An 18,923-nucleotide genomic window follows, 5' to 3' on the forward strand; every position below is an offset into this window, starting at 1 on the left:
GTTATTTACGAGTGATAACTATTGAATGGAGGTTTCATGAAAATCAACGTATCGCTGGGAATAGCACTAACAGGTGTAACTCTAATCGTCTCTCCAGTGCAAGCTGCAACTTTTGATCAGTCGATTGTTAAGGATTGGAATAACGTTACTCTAGAGGCGATACAAAACTCTATACCAGGTACACGGTCGGCGCGTTCTTTTTATATTGTGAATACTGGAATTTTTGATGCGTGGGCTGCCTACGATCCAGTAGCCATTGGTACTCAGTTTCCAGATTTACAACGCCCTCTTTCAGAAAATACTCTTAATAATAAAGCTGAGGCTATCAGCTATGCTGCCTACACTACTCTTTTAAACCAATTTCCCACGCAGAAAGCCTTATTTGATAGCGAAATGGGCAAACTAGGTTTAGATCCTACCAATATCACCAGTATACCTGCAACAATTGGGCTAAAAACTGCACAGTCAGTAATCAATTCTCGGCAAAACGACGGTTCTAATGAGTCAGGTAGTTTAGGCCCTTCAGGAAAACCATTCTCTGATTACACAGGATATACCCCCGTAAACCTTCCTGATACTATTACCAACACAAATCCAAGTACCATTATTGATCCTAATCGCTGGCAGCCAGTAAAATTGCCGAATGGTAGTGTGCAAGAGTTCCTCACTCCTTATTGGAATCAAGTGACTCCCTTTGCACTGGAATCTAGCGATCAGTTGCGACCGACAGAAGGCCCTAAGAATTACTTTGAAGACCCAAAGGGTTACATAGAGCAAGCTGAAAAAATTGTTAAAATCAGTGCTGATCTCACTGATGAGCAAAAAGCGATCGCTGAATTCTGGGCGGCGGGAAGATTGACAACATCAGGGTTGTGGAACCAACTTGCTCAAGAAGTTTCCACTAACAATAACTATACCCTTGATGATGATGCCAAATTGTTCTTTCTTTTAAATAATGCCGCTTTCGATGCCAGCATTGCCGGTTGGGATGCTAAAATTGCATTCGATTCTGAACGTCCCCACACAGCTATTCACTATTTGGCAAGTAAAGGTCTATTTCCAAACGATGGTGTGAACTTCCGCATCAATCCAGAAACTGGTGAACAAGAAATTTTTGCATGGGCAGGCCCAGGTCAGGGTAACAAATGGATACCCGGTAAAGAGTGGCAACCTTATCTTGGTGCTGGTGCTGCTGCTCCTTTTACTGCCACTCCTCCTTTTAGCGAATTTGTCTCAGGACACAGCATTTATAGTGCTTCTATGGGGGAAATTTTGAGGCTGTACACTGGCAGCGATGCTTTTGGTGTGTCGCGTACAGTATCAAAAAACTCTGGTATTGAACCCGGAGGATTTGCCAACGATGTCACCTTACACTGGGATACTTTCTCAGATGCTGTAGCCCAAGCTGGAAATTCTCGTATCTACGGTGGTATTCATTTTGATGATGCAAATTTAGTCGGACAAAAAATGGGAAGAGAAACTGCTGATATTGTCTGGCGAAAGTCACAATACTATATCCAGGGTCGAGTAGTCCCTGAGCCTTCAACTGTCCTGGGGTTATTCACAATGCTGAGTTTGTTCGGTATTAGAAAAATGCAACGGTTTCGTAATAAAGTACAAAGTTAACTAAAAATCTAGATAACTTTACACAACTGTCAGAAAAGTGTCAAAGTTCAATATTTAATGAATAACACTTGAGGGTTTTGTTCTGACAGTTTTTTTCAAAATCAACTTATCTCTGAATAATTATTGTGAAAAGAATTATTTCGCAATGTCGCAAAGAACTAGCGCAATTTCAGCGCGATCGCTTGACTTTAGCTTTAGCATTTATCCTCCCTTTAATGGCTTTATTCATCTTTGGGTTTGGTATTCGCTTAGAAGCAAAAAATATTCCCTTATCTATTCAAGATTTTGACCTTAGCCCCCTCAGCCGTGCATACATTGAAACTTTATTTGCTACTAATCAATTTGAAAAAATACCAGTTAACAGGTTAGCAACAAGCTCTGTTAATAATAATCAAGAACTTATCGATAAAGGAATTGCGAAAGTTGTTGTAGTGATTCCGCCAGATTTTAGCCAGAAAATCAAATCAGGTTCGATTAGCCATGTTCAAGTTTTAGTAGATGCTACAGATGTTAATAATGCTAGAGTAATTAAAAATAGTATCTCCGCGACCACAGTAAATTTTGTCAACCACTATAAAGGAGTTAGCAATAAAATCCTTGCTCATGTACGTATTTGGTTTAATCCAGGAAGACAAGAATCACTTTATATTATTCCCGGTAGCTATGGTGTAATTTTATGGATTTTTCCTTCTTTATTGGCAGCAATTTCTATGGTGCAAGAAAAGACGCAAGGGACAATATTACAAGTTTATGCTTCAAATACAAGTGCAACAGAATTAATTTTGGGTAAAGGGCTAGCTTATTTTTTAATTGGGATTTTTGAAGCTATCTTAATTATGGGATTGGGAGTAATAATTTGGCAGATAAGTTTTGCTGCGGAACCAAGCTCCTTATTAGTTGGAACTTTAGCATTTTTGATGGATAGTGTAATGTTTGGTATGCTGATTGGGATTCGCGCCAATAATCAAATTGCAGCTATCCAGGCTGTGGTTATGATCGGCTTTTTAACTTCTATGTTATTATCTGGATTTATTTATCCTTTGAGTAATATTCCCTTTCCATTGTCTGTAATTTCTAATATTCTTCCCGCTCGTTACTATATTGAAATTGCCCGTGATGCTTATGCTCGAGGAACTGGCTGGAGCGGAGTTTGGTTTGCGATCGCAATCTTAATATTTTTAGGTTTATTAATCTTTAATACAGCACGTAAGAAATTAAAACGAATGCAATTGCCAGATTAAATTTAGTTAAAATTTACGCAATATAGTAATCCGGTTTGATTACTGAAATCACTTGGCTTAGTAGGTAATAGGCACTCTTGCAAGAGGATTTCAGAAGATTAAGGTATACCAAATTTTTTTCAGAAATAAAATATGAGTCTTATAACTCTCTGACAATCTTATTTATTTGTGTAAATGTTATTAATAATAAAACTCAAAAAAATATGAAAATTCTGAATAATCTCTTAAATAACCGTTTTGTATTTTTAATTATTAAAGAAATAAATCAAATTTTGAGAGACAAGCCATTAATTATATTTTTATTATTTCCACCGACGATTCAACTTTTATTGTATGGGTTTGCGCTCAATCCAGATGTGCATAATTTAAAATTAGGAATTATGGATTATTCTCAAACTTATGAAAGTCGTGAATTTATTTCAGCGTTGACTGAAAATAATATTTTTGTTGCAGAAAAATATATATTAAATTACCAAGACTTAGGGGAGTCTGTTCAACAAGGTAAAATTACATCAGGATTAGTCATTTCTCCCGATTTTAAACGAAAAATATCTGAAAATAAACCTGCGGAAGTTCAAGTTTTAGTAGATGGCATGGATGCAAACACTGCCGGAATTATAAATGGTTATATTAATCAGATTGTTGAGCAATATAATCGAAAACTGGAAGTGGAGCAAAATAGAATTATAGTTCAACCTCAAACTGTTTTCCTCTATAACCCTGGACTAATAAGTAGTTGGTTTTTTGTACCTGCGATGATTGGAGTTATTTTGACAATAATTAGTTCCATAGTTTCTGCCGGTACAGTTGTACGAGAAAAAGATATAGGAACTTTAGAACAACTCATGTTAACTCCTGCGGGAACTTGGGAGATTTTGCTAGCTAAAATTGTCCCATTATTTTTGCTATTGATGGGTGATGTTGTATTAGCTCTAGGTGTGGCAAAATTAGTTTTTAAAGTGCCTTTTAATGGTGATATAATTTTGTTTTTATTACTATCAGGAATATATGTTTTCGGAGGAATTAGTATTGGAATTATGCTGGCAACAATCGCTAATACCCAGCAACAAACTTTTCTTTTGTCATTTTTTGTGAATTTCCCTTTTATTCTCCTTTCTGGGTCATTTTCTCCGATTGAAAATACACCCCAATTTATACAATATTTATCTATGGTGAATCCCTTACGTCATTATGTGGTAATTGTGCGAGGAATTATGCTTAAAGGTGTGGGTTTAGAAGTACTATGGCCGAATGCAGCCTTTATCTTGCTCTTTGCTACAGGAATGTTATTAATCAGTATCAAACGCTTCCGTAGCCAACTAGTTTAGTGGGTTCAAGCTATTCACACTGTAGACATTAGTAAATAAATAACAAAATTATGGCTCAGTCACTTTCGCCACCTCAAGAACCAATTGATAGTATTACATCAGCGAAACAAAAGCGCAAACCATCGCCGCGATTACTGATTGTATTGGGATTATTAGTCATAGGAGTGGGTGCAGGAACCTGGTATTTGATTTCACCAAAACCATTAACTAATAGACTACGGGTAAGCGGTCGTATTGAAGGCTACGAAACTGATATTGGAGCGAAAGTAGCAGGTAGAATCCAGTCTGTTGCAGTGCGAGAAGGAGATGAAGTCCACAAAGGCCAAGTGATTGTCAAGTTAGATGATGAAGAAATTCAAGCGCAACTTAAAGGTGCGTCTGCGCGTTTAGATGCAATTAATAAACAAGAAGAACAGGCGCGACTGCAAATCAATCTTTTAGAAAGCCAAATTCTGGAGAATCAACTTTATTTAAAACAAGCGTCGGGAGATGCCAAAGGTCAGATTTTTCAAGCAGAATCTTCAGTAGCTTCAACTCAGGCGCAACTCAATCAAGCGATCGCTCAGTCAGAACAAGCCAAATCTGAGCTAAAACTTGCTAAAATGAACCGCGATCGCTACGCTCAATTAGTAAATGAGGGAGCTGTCACCAAGCAACAATTTGACCAAGCGCAGACAACTTATGAAACTGCTCTTGCTATCCTGAGATCACGAGAAGCTGGGGTAATTTCCTCGCGTAAATTAGTCAGTTCTGCTCAAGGTCAATTAACTCAAGCTCAAAGCACCGCCTTAAATCCCTCAATCCGCAACACACAGTTGGTAGGGTTACGTACACAATTGGCACAAACGCGCTTAAAACTAGGAGCCGCTCAAGCTGATGTCTTGAATGCCAAAGCTTCCCAACAGGAGATTAAAGCCAAAATTACCGACCTGAATGTTATCAGTCCTATTGAAGGTGTAGTTGTTAGCCGGAGTGTAGAACCGGGAGCAGTTGTTACCACCGGGAAAACACTACTGACGGTGATTAATCCTAATACTGTTTATCTGCGTGCTTTTATTCCTCAAGGCAATATTGGAAAAGTGCGGGTTGGTCAAGAAGCTCAAGTTTTTTTAGATTCAGCACCGAAAACACCCCTGAGTGCCAAAATTACTGCCATTGATACACAAGCCTCTTTTACGCCTGAGAACATTTATTTTCAGCAAGACCGGGTAAAGCAAGTTTTTGGGGTCAAAATCGCCATTGACAATCCCAATGGCTTCGCCAAGCCAGGAATGCCATCTGATGCAGAGATTATTATTATGCCGAAAGAGAGTAGGCAAAGATGATAAATCATGTCATCCAAGTAAAAGATTTATCCAAACGTTACGGGAAATTAGTTGCCGTCAAGGGTATAGATTTTGCTGTCAAACAAGGAGAAATATTTGGATTAATTGGCCCCGATGGTGCTGGAAAAACAACCACATTTCATATTTTGAGTGGGGTAATGGAAGCATCTGCTGGCAATATTCAAATATTAGGAAAACCACCCCGCGATGCTCGGCTAGCTATTGGTTATTTAACACAGCAATTTTCTCTTTATCTCGATTTGAGCATTGATGAAAATCTCCGCTATAGTGCAGGATTGCGCGAAGTTCCACAGAAGCAATTCCTTCAGCGTCGCAATAAATATCTACAACTAATGAGTTTGGATAAATTTGGCGATCGCTTGGCTGGAAGACTCTCTGGTGGGATGAAGCGAAAATTAGCTCTATGCTGTGCATTAATTTCTCAACCCGAAATTCTTTTATTGGATGAACCAACTACAGGGGTTGATCCTGTTTCCCGGCGGGAATTTTGGGATGTTCTCGCCACCGTAGCATCGGAGGGGGTAACAGTTGTGGTAGCAACACCTTACTTGGATGAAGCCGAAAGATGCGATCGCATTGCTTTGATGTATGAGGGAGAGATTCAGCAAATTGGCACTCTTTTCCACCTGCGAGAGAGTCTAGGTTTAGAGCGTCTAGAAGTTCGGACTAATCACATTGAAGCAGGCGAGCAAGTATTATATAAGGCGATAAACAACAGCCAAACATCAATTGTCGATGTGCAAACCTTTGGCGATCGCTTGGATGTATTAGTTAAAGATACTACTATTGCTTCCGAGATGGTTCAGACAATTTTTAGTCAACACCATTTACAACTTGACAGCATTCAAACTGCCGATGCAACTTTAGAAAATGTTTTTGTAACTCGACTACGCGCAGCTGGTAATGACCCAGAATTTATTCCTTTTCCACGTGCGAAGAGAGGGAATGGGGAGTGGGGAGTAAAGAGTGAAAGGGAGATTGCTATTGGTGCTAATCAACTTAAAAAGGTTTTTGGTAACTTTCAAGCAGTTAAAGGTGTAGATTTAGAAATTCGCTATGGAGAAGTTTATGGATTACTTGGAGCAAATGGTGCGGGAAAGACAACTACAATTAAGATTCTTTGTGGCTTGTTAGAAGCAACATCAGGGAAAGTTTCTTTAGCTGGACAAACTCAGAATTTGCGTAGTAGTAAGCTACGGCAACGTATTGGCTACATGAGTCAAAAATTCACTCTCTACGATGATTTAACTATTGTCCAGAATCTAGAATTTTATTGTGGCGTTTATGGTGTGCCAACTCGTTTACGCCGCACTAAGATTGACTGGGTACTAACAACCTGTGGCTTAGTTGGTAAAGAAGAGATGCTCACAGCTCAACTACCAGGAGGATGGAAGCAACGAGTAGCTTTTGGTGCTTCGGTAATGCATGAGCCAGAAATTTTGTTTCTTGATGAACCAACATCAGGAGTAGATCCCTTGGCGCGTCGCCAGTTTTGGCGGTTAATTAATGAGTTTGCCAGGTCAGGTACAGCAGTACTGGTGACAACCCATTATTTAGAAGAAGCAGAACAATGCAACCGTATGGGATTTATGGTGGCAGGTAAAATTGTAACGCAGGGTTCACCAAGTGAGATTAAAGCCTCACAGCCTGGTCAGTTGGTGGAAGTTGTAATCGATAATACCCAAGATGCCTCTAATTTACTTAAAACTCAGTTAGAACCGTGGCGAGTATCAATTTTTGGCGATCGCTTACACCTGATACTCGATAATCCCGATTCCGAAATTTTTCATATCCGCTCAATCTTAGAAACAAATAATATCAATCTACGTTCTCTGCGACCTATTCCCTTTTCACTTGAAGATTGTTTTATCGGCATTGTACAACGCGCTGAAGGAGGCAAGGCTAAACATACCTTGCCATGATCTGACTTTTACTGTTCCCGGATTTCTCACAAGTGAGAAAAAATCATTGATGGAAGTCAATCAAAGCGAGTTCTGCAATGACTCAAACCGAGCAAATTCCGACTCTAGCTGCCATTGAATCCGCGCGTGCTCGTTCTTGTGCAAAAAAGCACTGCACTTTTGAGAAACAGAAGTATCACCAGGGGTATCGCTTGCACAAGTTGAAACCATTTCCTTAAACTCAGGCGACTTCCAAAGACTATTTCCCGGAGCGAAACTATATTCTAAGCTATTGCGAGCTAGTCGCTTGAGGTCTTTATATCCCAGCCCATATCTGGTTGCCGCTAACAGATACTCATGACTCAAATCAATGCGGGAAATGCCTTCATCATCGGAAGCAAGGGTCATTGGTACCCCAGCCTTCCAATACTCCCTAAAAGGATGCTCATCTCCCTGGACATTCAAAATCACCTGATTACTGGTCAGGCAGATTTCGACCAACACGCCGCGTCGCTTCATTTGCTCCATCAACTCGAAGGGACGCTCCTCAAAAAGAATATCCACACCATGCCCGATCCGAGATGCCTGTGCCACTTCTACAGCTTGCCGAATATGGAAACGTAAATCTTCGGTCGGAACCAATCCCAGGGTTAACTCTCCAGAATGGAGCGCCACCTTGACATTGGGAAATTGGCGTTTGAAAAATTGCAGCATCTGCATTTGCAGAGTATAGTCGCGCAGTGCAATCGGGTTATCTTCCGGGGCGACGAGATTGATGCCAACCACGCGCGAATCCGATGAAGCTAATTCAAAGGCATAAGCTAACTGAGCAAACACTTCAACGGGCGACTTTGTTCTTGTCGTTTGCTGCAAATAGCGCACCGTCACTGCACATCCGGGCTGTGCTGATAGAGTTCCGCAACCAAGTGTTTTCCAGACTTCGCGCTCCAACTGTGCTAATTGCTGGCTGCCGAGTGTCACTAGCTTGGTTAATCCTGCTTTGAGCAATTGACGGTGCATCGAATGCAAATCTTTATTCCAACCAACTTCACGCCCTAGCTGTCGAACTTCACTGCCCTGAACGGTAAGCATTAACTCTAGATAATTAATATGCTGCGAAGCTGCCCGATTTGCTACCTCTGCGACCATATCATCCCGACGACTTGCAGAGTCTGAAATTGCCCCAAAACCACTAAAAGCTTCAAAAAATTGGTCGTGCCCGGATTTTCCAGCAAATTGAAGATTACGAGTAGACCAACGATTTATTAGGGAATCATAAACAGATGTTCGGTTGAATAATTCTGAGGCTGGAAAATAGCTACTGTCCTGACCGCAAGCCTTGGGTTCAACTAAAGCCCCCACCTTTGGATTCACACAATACCCATCGATGGCAGCCCACTCCAGATAGTGTTCTGCGTACACAGCCCCGCTTAGATGACTGTGGATATCTCCTCCCTTCGGCATACGTTGTACAAATGCTCGTAAAGCTGCTGGCTGCGCGCGATGGGCTTCAAACCAACTAGCAGTTTCGGCTTCACTTCGACTCGAGGACTGCTGCGAATTAGATGGGACTTGGGCTGCTACACTGAAGAGAAAACAGCTAGAACTCGTTAATACTCCTAAAAACAAAGATAAGGGCGCTCGTCTATGCATATAGATTTATTTTTTTGTCAAACATGGACAGAACTAAGTAGGTCGGTGTGAATATTTATCGTTGGAATGAGGCAGGAGGCAGGTGGTCACTGAGCGTAGTCGAAGTGAGGCAGGAGGCAGGAGGCAGGAGGGAAGAGGGTTTGAGTCTATTTAATTTTTCTTAATATAGTTTGGTTTTTCCACATCGTTCTACTTATCTGGTTTAATGGCCGCATCATTAGTAGTGTTTATCTGCGGTAATAAGTATTGAAACAGTCATAAGATGTCCGCCATAGGCTGCAAGTAGTTTTTGAGTTGTCGTGGTGAAAAACAATAACTCTACTACGAAGTTCTTTATCTCTTCATGCTCTTATTTTGGCAACGGTATTGTACTTGTGAGCTGATCTCATGGTTTTCAAGTTAAGAATATAGTTTTATAGACTGAAAAGGATGATACTCAGTATGAGTATATAGGACTCATATTTGATTTCTGAAAAAATTTGGTATACCTTAATCTTCTGAAATCCTCTTGCCTATAGCCAAAGAACACGCTATAGCTATTGCATTAGTCATAAACCCAATTCCTTCGCGCACTTTGCGTCTTCGCGGTTCATATTGCATTATGCGATCGCGGCGGTTCTGCGTCCTTTCGAGAATTAGTGCGCTCGGCAAATCTCATTTGTCCATTTGAACCTGGCGCACTTACTCAAGTCGTTGAAAAAGTGCGTTCCTCTTTGAAGGCAGGCTAATTGATAAATAAGAATGTTGAGTTTCAGCACTTATGACATTTTCTCAATCACCTCATCACTCATCTGAATTTGGTTTTTTCCTATATTACGTTTCAGTAAAAAAATACCCGCATCATGTGCTATCTGACCACCATCACTAAAGCAAGCATCCTCGATAATGACTGGTTCAATACCGCGCTCAAAAGAGTCAATTGCTGTCTTGAAAATACAGCTATCAGTTTCAACTCCACAAAGATATATTTTACTGATTTGATTCAGAAAAATAAAAGTCGAAAAATTCTCCGTAAATGCTGAGTAATAAGGTTTATCAAAAATATTATGTATATATGGCTGAAGTTCATCAATAATGCTCGTTTCTGGTTCATTTATCAAGCTTGACCAATGAATTAATTTGACATAATTACTATCAGCAGTATTAATAAATCTTGTAAATTCAATGAGTTTACCAGCCGCTAAAAAATGCTCAATTAGTTTAATGACAGTAGGAATAATATGTCTGCATTTTTCCGACATAAACCCGTTTTGCATATCTATTACAAGAAGGATTTCGCTCATTTGTGCCAGAATTTATTTAGATTAAGAGTTATATCATGTCCGCCAAATTACCTTTCTCACCAACTTACTTAAACCAATAATTGATATTTTTCTTGAGCCAGATTGTAAAGGGGTCGCCAAATCAAGCGATTGGTCAACACTACTAACAAAGACATAACTACAGTCGAAGCTAATAATAGAGAAAAATTTCCTGTAGCTGTGGCATGAGAAATCGTTGATCCCAATCCAGAAGTACTGATTACTCGCCCTTGAAATGTGACGTATTCACTAACAATACTTGCATTCCAAGCACCACCAACGGCGGTAATAATTCCAGTAATTAGGTAAGGGAATATAGCAGGTAAAATTAAGGTTCGCCAACGCTGCAAAGTTGAAAGTTTATATACCCAAGCTGCTTCGATGAGGTCTGAAGGAATCGACTGTGCCCCAGCGATGACATTGAACAAAATATACCACATTGTTCCTAACATCATCAGAGCGATCGCCCCAATTTGCAAACCGCCAGCAATGCGAGTTAAAGCCAGCAGCAGCAACGGAAATAAAGCTGTTGCTGGCACAGAAGCGGCGATTTGTACTAATGGTTGTAAGACTTGAGCCAGCCGCCGATTGCGACCAATTGCAACACCCACGGGTACAGTCCACAACAGTGATAATATCAAAGCAATTATTACCCGTAACGCTGTCAATGCAGCACCTTTGATGACCTGTAGCCAATCAGCCCAGCCCAAAGTCCGTAACAAAAGTACGGCTTCCCAAGTACCCCACAAAACAATTAAGGCGAAGCCACTAACAAATACCCAATTTAAAAAACTCGGCAAATTTAGGCGACCTTTGGCATTTACGGGTACAGAACGCACGGGAAATGAGCGAATTAAACCGTTGTCTATGGTTAATTGTAATGGCTGAACAACCTTTTCGCTAACTGCGCGTAAAGTAGGCGATCGCCTCATAATATCCAACACCCAAGATTGAGGTGCATTTTCAGTTTCAACCATCTCTAACTTAAATTTTTCTGCCCAAGCAATCAAAGGTCGCCACACAAAAAAATCAGTTGCCACAATCACCCCAATCAGCACAGCCAAGCCCCAAAATATCGCTATAAAATTTCCATTATTGGCTGCTGTACCTAAAAAAGAACCTAATCCTGGTAAGCGAAAATCTTTATTTCCTAATGTAAATGACTCAATTGCTATTAAAAAAAACCAACCTCCAGCTACCGACATTACACTATTCCATACCAAACCAATCACACCAGATGGTAACTCCAACGTCCAAAAACGTTGCCAAGGATTGAGCCGATAAACCCGCGCTGCTTCTAGTAATTCTTGCGGAATACTTTGGAGTGATTGGTAAAAACTAAAAGTCATATTCCAGGTCATACCAGTAAAAATTAGCAGGATGGCTGCTAGTTCTACGCCAATTCTTTGACCGGGAAACAAGGCAATCAAAGCCAGTACCACACCCGGCAAAAAAGACAATACTGGAATCGATTGCAGGATATCCAACATCGGAATTAAAATGCGTTCTGCGATTCGGGAGCGATAAGCAGTATAGGCATATAATAAGGTAAAAATTAGGGATAAAAAGTAAGCAAGCCCCATGCGAATTAAGGTTTGGGCTGTATATCCTGGTAAAGCATTAATATTTGTAGAAATCGTCAGTTCAGGTTGAAAAGCACCACTGAATTTAGAAGCAGTTCTGACAATTAGCACAATTAAAGACACGATCGCCATAATTAGCAATCCATCTTGCCAAGTCCAATTGTTACGTCCTAGAGTTTTGTTAGCAGGAGTTAAGGGTCGAGTCATAAACAATTAAAAATTAAAAATTAACAAAGCCATTCATGGTAAATACTGTAGGGGCGTACATCTGCACACCCTTACGAATTAACTACGGCAGCTTGCTCTAAAAAGATTTGACCCGATGGCTCATCGTATCCGTATATTTCGGCGTAACGACCCCAATCAACGACAGTTTGTAATTGTCGCTCGGCTTCTTGGGGGCTAAAGTGAGTTTCTAAGATATCTAAAACTAATTCTTCGGGAATGCGTTGATTATTTTTTGCTTCCAGAAGACGATAAATTTGCTGTACTAAGCGAATATGAGTTAAGAGTTGCGATCGCACAATTTGTTTACGTTCATCAATACCACCATTGATAAATTCTTGTGCGATTGGTTTGAGACTAATATCACCTTCTGCAAGTTCTACAAAATCCATTAATTTTGCAGCTTCTACAATTGGTAAAATATCATCTACTTCTAGTTGCAATTCTTGGGCAAGCCGATATAAGTCTTTTTCTTGACGATCTTCTAATAATTCCAACAGACCAGCAACCGAACCAATTCGCACAGCTGGCAAAGACTGATATTTTGGTTGTGGTGTTGCATTTGGTACGGAGGTAGTTGCAGGTGGCTCAATTTTATCTAATTCGGGATTAGTGATGATTGTGTAGACCCGATCTACCAGGGCTTGAAAACTTGGGTGTTTGCGATCGCGGTAATGGGGTAAAGTCACAGGTAAGTCAGCGCGGATTCTCCCCGGATTGCGTCCTAGAACAATAATCCGATCTGCCATAATCACTGCTTCCTCAATCCCGTGGGTAACAATAAGAACAGCTTGGGTGGGTATGCGACGTTCTAACCATAAATCTAATAACTCAAACCGCAAGTTTTCTGCTGTAAGCACATCCAACGCCGAAAACGGCTCATCCATACATAACAATTCTGGTTCTACAGCCAAAGCCCTAGCAAATCCGACTCGCTGACGCATTCCCCCAGAAAGCTCTTTGGGATAGGCATTTTCAAATCCATCCAAACCAATAATATCAATCATTTGTAGTGCTTTTTGCCGTCGAGAGTCTAGCGGTTCTCCTTTAGCTTTTAAGCCCAGTTCTACATTTTCTAGTACAGTTAACCAAGGATAAAGAGCAAAACTTTGAAAAACAATCGCTACCCCAGGATTTAAACCAATTAGGGGATGGTTATGATATAAAATTTCACCTTGACTAGGGGAAATTAACCCAGCAATTATTCGCATTAAAGTAGATTTTCCAGAACCCGAAGGCCCCAGCAACGCAACTATTTCTCCAGGACGCAACTCAAGATTGATATTTTCTAAAATGACAATTTGTTGACCGTTAGGTTGCTGATAAGATTTTCTAACATTTCTCAGGGCGATTAGCTGTTCAGTTGCTTTGTTGAAGGCCACGATTATTTTGGTAAAGAAATAAATAGAATCTCATGTTGAGGTTATCTTAGAGTTAAAAAAATGTAAACTAACCAGTACGAGCATACATCTGTTTCTGCCTCTTGAGATGTGAGAATACGTCCCCAGATGATCGAGAAAATTAGATAATGAGCACAAGCGAGGGGATCGGCAGTGATATTAGTCAGTCATAATTTTACAGATATACTGCATTTTGCCGATCGAGCGATCGCACTATAGTACGGATTCATGAATTCTCTGGCTGCATCAACGCAGCAGTACGGGCTGTCGCCGCTCTCAATTCAGCCTCAACCAAGTCATCGAACTGTGCCTGTTGGTCTGGTAGCAATTCTTGTCCCCGATCCCGTGCTGATACCAAGTTGCGTTCAAAAATATTAGTTTTGACAGGCTGTTCTTGAGCAGGAGAAGCAGGGGAGGCAGGGGAAGAAATACTACATATAATTGCAAAATGGTATGATCGCCATAATCTCATCAACTCTGATAACCTTTGTTGTTGCTGGGCACTAAAGAATGCGTCAGGACGAAAGCTTTAAATGACCAGTAGCGTACTAAACTTAGTCTCATCCAACTGGGCAGTTAACGCATTTAAAGCTTGCTCTGCGGTTTTACCAACAGAAAGGCATCGTAAAAGCACCACAGTCATAGTTACTCATGAAGTCTTGTTATGTGTGTAAGTCGTGCAAAATAAAAAACCTTTTACTTAAAGTTTTGATAAAGTCAGCGTTTAATTACGTAGTTGAATTGTTTTTTTCCAACCAAGTTGGTATGATAGCTTCAATCAAAAACACAAATTCGTATAAAAAAATATGCCATAAATACTGTTGAATAATTCATAAAGTTTAAATGCTCAGAGCAAGGACTATTTAAGCATTATTAGTGAGGAAGTCGAGATATTTGGCAGCAATTATATCTATGCGATCGCCATTTTTCGAGTGTCACTCATAATGGAAAATCCGTTTGAAAAGTTTCTTGCTCTCAACATTTTTGAAACAAACTATAGGACTAATATTTGATTTCTGAAAAAATTCAGTACAACTCAAAGAGGCCTCTTCCCTATTGCCTATTGCCTCTTGCCTCTTCCCTCTTCCCTATTACCTCTTGCCTCCTACGCAAATAAGTATGGCTACGCTCCCGTGAGGGATACAGAAATCAAATCGAATTGCTATATTAGTAAACTTAAAGAGATAATTTATGTTAGAAACAAAGTTTTTTCAAAAACCATTAATGGTTATTCTAGGGTTAGCATTAGCTACTGTTTCTACCGCTCAACCCTGCAATGCTGCTACCTTTGCTTATCAGGGAAATACAACAAATGAACCGATTTGGCGGCGTGTAGCACCAGGGAATCCTCCCACTCTTATCAGTGGTGAAAAAGATGGGAATTTGGGAATGAGTGTACCTTACAGTGTATTTGATTTTACGGTAGATCAATCAGGTTTATATAATATAAGTGGTGAATCTGAACCTACGCCACCTGCAAATAGAAAATGGGATATTTTCTTAGCTTTATATCAAGACAGTTTCAATCCTACTGAACAATTAACCAATGTTCTTATAGCAAATACTACTACTAATGGTAGTACTGTTACTTTCAACCGAGAACTCGTTACAGGACAGAAATACTTTTTAGTTACTACCGGTCGTCGAGTGAATGATTTTGGCCAGTTTAGCAACACAATAAGTGGTTCTGGTCAAATTATACCAATTCCTGAATCAGATTCAATACCTGCTATGTTAGTCACGGGTGGTATAACTTTACTACTGTATAAGCGAAAAGTAGGTTTAAAAATATCGCATTTCTAAATCGTTTGTAAGCATATCTGCAATTTGTGAATAAGTCAGGGATATGCTTACAAAGTAGGTATGACTGCTATAGTTGCACTCATATAATCAGAATACTCTGTATGCTAATACCAATTCTGTATGAAGATGCGCCAAACTAAATAAGAAACGAACCGCAAAGGGCGCAAAGAACGCAAAGAAAGAAGCCAAGAGAATTTAGCGCAGCCTCACAAAGAAATGGTATAACTGCCTTTTGTATTGTTAGTTAACTACTTGTTTTTAGAGAATAGAGGCGATCGCCTTGTGTGTAGGGATTGCATTTTTACTAAGTAGGTCGGCGTGAATATTTATCGTTGAGATGAGGCAGAAGGGAAGAGGGTTTGAGTCTATTTGATTTTTCTTAACATAGTTTTGTTTTTCCACATCGTTCTACTTATCTAGGACTTACGCACGAGTTACGGAATAACGTAGACACGAAGTGGCTTGCCGCAGGCTACCGCAGAGGCACAGAGAAGCCAGAGATAATCTTCTCGGAACAACTACAACCTTTCCCTATAACTCGGACAGTTTTCCAATTTACAGGTGGAGTCTCACTTATAAAGAGTTTATTAACTTGATAGTTACCTATTTATAAGGCAAATAACGACAGCTTAATTTCTATACAATATTAAGCTGAACTATTTTAAAAAGAAATAAAAATTAATTTTGTTAGTATTTTATTACTATGTTAGTTGGTATTTTACTCAATAAGTTGGTATTATCTTCATTAGATTACACAGATACACTTATCTATTTTGAAAGACGCAAATCTAACAAGAGGTTTGCGACTAATTTTGGTGTCAGGATTCATTAGTTTTTAATATCAGTTATTAAAAACTAACTATTTAGTAGCGTCTGGTAAGGAGTTGAAAGTCTAACGATAGAACCATTTTTCTTTTTAGCTAACAGAATCCATTGTCAAAATGCTCTATTTTGGCGATAACGATGCTAATTTTTGGTGAGCAAATACCTTTGACCAAAACTATCTAGTTTTTTCAATATTCAATACTAAACGGAGAAATGTTTTATGCGTTTTACCCGCCAGATACCCATTGCGTCTTTAATGCTATCGATACTGGTTTTATGGCAGCCTACCTTAGCTGACTCAAGGAGCGATCTTCCCTGGAATCGAGAAGAAAAAACACCTTCTGTCTGGAATAAAAATAAGTGTCTTGGAGGTTTTTCGCCAAGTTTTCGCTTGGGTGGAGAACTCAATAACCCAACCACCTATAACTTGCAAAACCTAAAGAATTTACGAGATACTTTAAAAACCCAAAATCCAGCATTAGTTACTGAAATTACTGTCAGCTTTCAAACCGGCTCAGGGCCACGAACAGAAACATACTATGGAGTTCCTCTATGGGAATTGATTAATAATCCGAAAGCCGGAGGTGGTCTAAAGCCGGCAAATTCTGGAGTGAATAGTAAAAACTCTTTTCTGAGGCAATATGTTCTAGTTGATGCTACAGATTGCTATGGTGCAGTCGTAGCTATTGGTGAAATTCAACCTAATTTTGAAGGGAAAACAGTGCTAGTTGCATTTGAAAAAAAAGGTAGTGATGGTAAAGTCGTGCCTTTAATAGATGAAGGATTTGCTCGTTTAGTAGTTCCAGGTGATAAAGCTGGAGGTCGTTATGTTAGTAATGTGAGAAATATTGTCATATTATCTGCTCCTCCTTCTCCTTTGAAACCAAAATATTTCTGATATAGAGACTAAGGTTGTCAATCTCAATAATATCAGCAATAACTTGTAGAGACATTTGTAAATCTATTGAGTATGACTGGCGTAAAACTTGCTTTTCGCCCACCATATCTTCAATAATTAACAAAGCCCAATACGGTTTGGATAAGCTGTTGAGGCAGGGGAGGGAAAAGAGTTATTGAGCAATAATTTTTTCTCAAGAACTGCTCAATAACTGCTTGCCTCAACTGATGACTTTCTTAACCGAGGATTGTAAGTAACAAAGTCAACATTTGTCTATATAAAGTAATTGACATTTTTCCAACTTAGTTGGTAGTGTGAGCTTTGAGGATAAAATACCCAAAAACTTGAAGATTTTAGCGAAAAGATGAAAAAATATTTTTTGACAGGTTCTTTGGCAGCTTGTGCCTTTAGTTTTCTGATACCAAATCAAGTTTTTGCAGCTAATCTCAACTTATATGGAGCAGGTAGTTTAAGAAATGCACTAACGGAAGTAAGCCAAGACTTCACCCAAGAAACAGGAATAGGAACAAATACAGTATTTGGGCCATCAGGGATTAGAGAGCAAGCAATAGAAACAGAACTCCAACTAGGACAGCGTACTGCTGATGTCTTTGCTAGTGCAGATATTGGAAATCCCCAAAAACTCTACATTAAAGGGTTGAGCAGTCAGCCAGTGGTATTTACTCAAAATCAGATTGTAGCGGTGTTTTCCTCAAAGTATTCCCAGGTAAAAATTGCACAAAATCAGGTGTTAGATTACTTATTAAATCCCAACATCAAGTTGGGAATTGCAACACCTATATTAGATCCTCTTGGAGACTACACTCAACAGATATTTACTCAAGCTAATTCAAAAAACCCTGGTAGTTTTGATACCCTCAATAGTAAAGCCTTGCAATTAACAGGTGGAACGAATTCCCCAATAATTCCATCAGGACAGGACAGCTTAGTATATTTTCTTAACAAAACTCAGCAAGCAGATGTTTTCTTAAGTTACTATACTGGCGCGATCGCATCGCAAAAAATTGATCCGAGCCTGCAAGTAGTTGGGCTACCAGATTATTTGTCTGTTGCAGCACCATTCGGTTTAACAGTTATCAAAAATGCTGACCCGAATGCACAAAAACTAGCAGATTATATTTTGTCAGAGAAAGGACAGCAAATTTTGCATAAGTATGGCTTTACTAGCCCCACCAAATCAGTACCCGAACCCAATTATGTTTGGGGACTATTGCTAGCTGCGACTATGGGTTTAACACTCAAGAAAAAATTGGCAGAGCCAAAGCAAAAGATACAAGTTTAAAATCTTGGATAAACTGAATCAAAATTGCAGCGATCGGAAAATGATTGTTGGCAACGGCAATCATTTGTATAGCCCTTACTACGAGTGAATCATTCTAAAAAAATGAATGATGATTAGCTGATGTACCAATAATTATCAGAATGCACCAAAATAATTAGGTAGACAGACACATTACTAAAAACAGTTTTGAATGAATGTTCTGCCAAGCTTTAACTGTCCATTTTACTATTCCATTATTAACTTTTTCAGCATCTTCTAATACCAGTCTAATATCTACAGCAGATTGCAAGTAAGTGTGGTACAAAATTCAGGACTGATTTATCAGATATAAACAGTGTTTACCTCCTGCCTCCTGCCTGGTTGTTGAGCGTAGCCGAAACACTGCCTACTGCCTCAAAACCCGTAATTTTGTACTTCATGCAAATGAAAATTGCTGTAAGTTCTTCTGTAAGGCAGAAGATAATATCTCACTAAATGAGGATAATCTAAC

The 18,923-nt window shown here is 39.5% G+C and carries 13 protein-coding genes; 8 read left to right on the plus strand and 5 right to left on the minus strand.

The window, feature by feature from the left end; genetic code table 11:
- Positions 1-36 precede the first annotated feature (36 nt).
- The 5 genes from RMX98_RS13315 to RMX98_RS13335 all read left to right on the plus strand — a co-directional run bounded on the left by RMX98_RS13315 (position 37) and on the right by RMX98_RS13335 (position 7,463).
- Positions 37-1,626, plus strand: coding sequence for a DUF6851 domain-containing protein (locus RMX98_RS13315; protein WP_322679745.1), 1,590 nt, complete (start codon positions 37-39; stop codon positions 1,624-1,626).
- A gap of 125 nt (positions 1,627-1,751) precedes the next feature.
- Positions 1,752-2,867: an ABC transporter permease gene (locus tag RMX98_RS13320; RefSeq protein ID WP_322679744.1), complete on the plus strand. Its 1,116-nt coding sequence runs from the start codon at positions 1,752-1,754 to the stop codon at positions 2,865-2,867.
- Between the two features lie 203 nt (positions 2,868-3,070).
- Positions 3,071-4,195 carry an ABC transporter permease gene (locus RMX98_RS13325; RefSeq protein WP_322679743.1) on the plus strand — a complete coding sequence of 375 codons (1,125 nt, stop codon included), beginning with the start codon at positions 3,071-3,073 and terminating at the stop codon, positions 4,193-4,195.
- A gap of 50 nt (positions 4,196-4,245) precedes the next feature.
- Positions 4,246-5,520 carry an HlyD family secretion protein gene (locus RMX98_RS13330; RefSeq protein ID WP_322679742.1) on the plus strand — a complete coding sequence of 425 codons (1,275 nt, stop codon included), beginning with the start codon at positions 4,246-4,248 and terminating at the stop codon, positions 5,518-5,520.
- The gene (locus RMX98_RS13335) at positions 5,517-7,463 is read left to right on the plus strand and encodes an ATP-binding cassette domain-containing protein (RefSeq protein WP_322679741.1); all 1,947 of its coding nucleotides are present in this window, start codon (positions 5,517-5,519) and stop codon (positions 7,461-7,463) included. The genes RMX98_RS13330 and RMX98_RS13335 overlap by 4 nt, the downstream gene beginning before the upstream one ends.
- A 60-nt stretch (positions 7,464-7,523) precedes the next feature.
- On the opposite strand, the gene RMX98_RS13340 is transcribed toward RMX98_RS13335, so the two are convergent.
- From RMX98_RS13340 to RMX98_RS13360, 5 genes are all read right to left on the minus strand, one after another.
- Entirely contained in the window at positions 7,524-9,095 is a 1,572-nt protein-coding gene (locus tag RMX98_RS13340) for an adenosine deaminase (RefSeq protein ID WP_322679740.1), read from the minus strand.
- Between the two features lie 758 nt (positions 9,096-9,853).
- Positions 9,854-10,378, minus strand: a complete 525-nt coding sequence (locus RMX98_RS13345) for an isochorismatase family cysteine hydrolase (RefSeq protein WP_322679739.1) — start codon at positions 10,376-10,378, stop codon at positions 9,854-9,856.
- A 68-nt stretch (positions 10,379-10,446) separates the two neighbouring features.
- Positions 10,447-12,186 carry an ABC transporter permease gene (locus tag RMX98_RS13350; protein ID WP_322679738.1) on the minus strand — a complete coding sequence of 580 codons (1,740 nt, stop codon included), beginning with the start codon at positions 12,184-12,186 and terminating at the stop codon, positions 10,447-10,449.
- A 71-nt stretch (positions 12,187-12,257) separates the two neighbouring features.
- Entirely contained in the window at positions 12,258-13,586 is a 1,329-nt protein-coding gene (locus tag RMX98_RS13355) for a nitrate/sulfonate/bicarbonate ABC transporter ATP-binding protein (RefSeq protein ID WP_322679737.1), read from the minus strand.
- 244 nt (positions 13,587-13,830) lie between these two features.
- The gene (locus RMX98_RS13360) at positions 13,831-14,076 is read right to left on the minus strand and encodes a hypothetical protein (protein WP_322679736.1); all 246 of its coding nucleotides are present in this window, start codon (positions 14,074-14,076) and stop codon (positions 13,831-13,833) included.
- A gap of 719 nt (positions 14,077-14,795) precedes the next feature.
- On the opposite strand from RMX98_RS13360, the gene RMX98_RS13365 reads away from it, so the two are divergent.
- From RMX98_RS13365 to modA, 3 genes are all read left to right on the plus strand, one after another.
- Positions 14,796-15,407 carry a PEP-CTERM sorting domain-containing protein gene (locus RMX98_RS13365; protein ID WP_322679735.1) on the plus strand — a complete coding sequence of 204 codons (612 nt, stop codon included), beginning with the start codon at positions 14,796-14,798 and terminating at the stop codon, positions 15,405-15,407.
- A 1,045-nt stretch (positions 15,408-16,452) separates the two neighbouring features.
- Complete coding sequence (locus tag RMX98_RS13370) at positions 16,453-17,130, plus strand: hypothetical protein (RefSeq protein ID WP_322679734.1); 678 nt, start codon at positions 16,453-16,455, stop codon at positions 17,128-17,130.
- A gap of 364 nt (positions 17,131-17,494) precedes the next feature.
- Positions 17,495-18,433 carry a molybdate ABC transporter substrate-binding protein gene (modA, locus tag RMX98_RS13375; protein WP_322679733.1) on the plus strand — a complete coding sequence of 313 codons (939 nt, stop codon included), beginning with the start codon at positions 17,495-17,497 and terminating at the stop codon, positions 18,431-18,433.
- Positions 18,434-18,923: the final 490 nt, after the last annotated feature.

Origin of the sequence: Nostoc sp. DedQUE02 (assembly GCF_034531035.1) — a bacterium.
Classification (GTDB): domain Bacteria; phylum Cyanobacteriota; class Cyanobacteriia; order Cyanobacteriales; family Nostocaceae; genus Nostoc.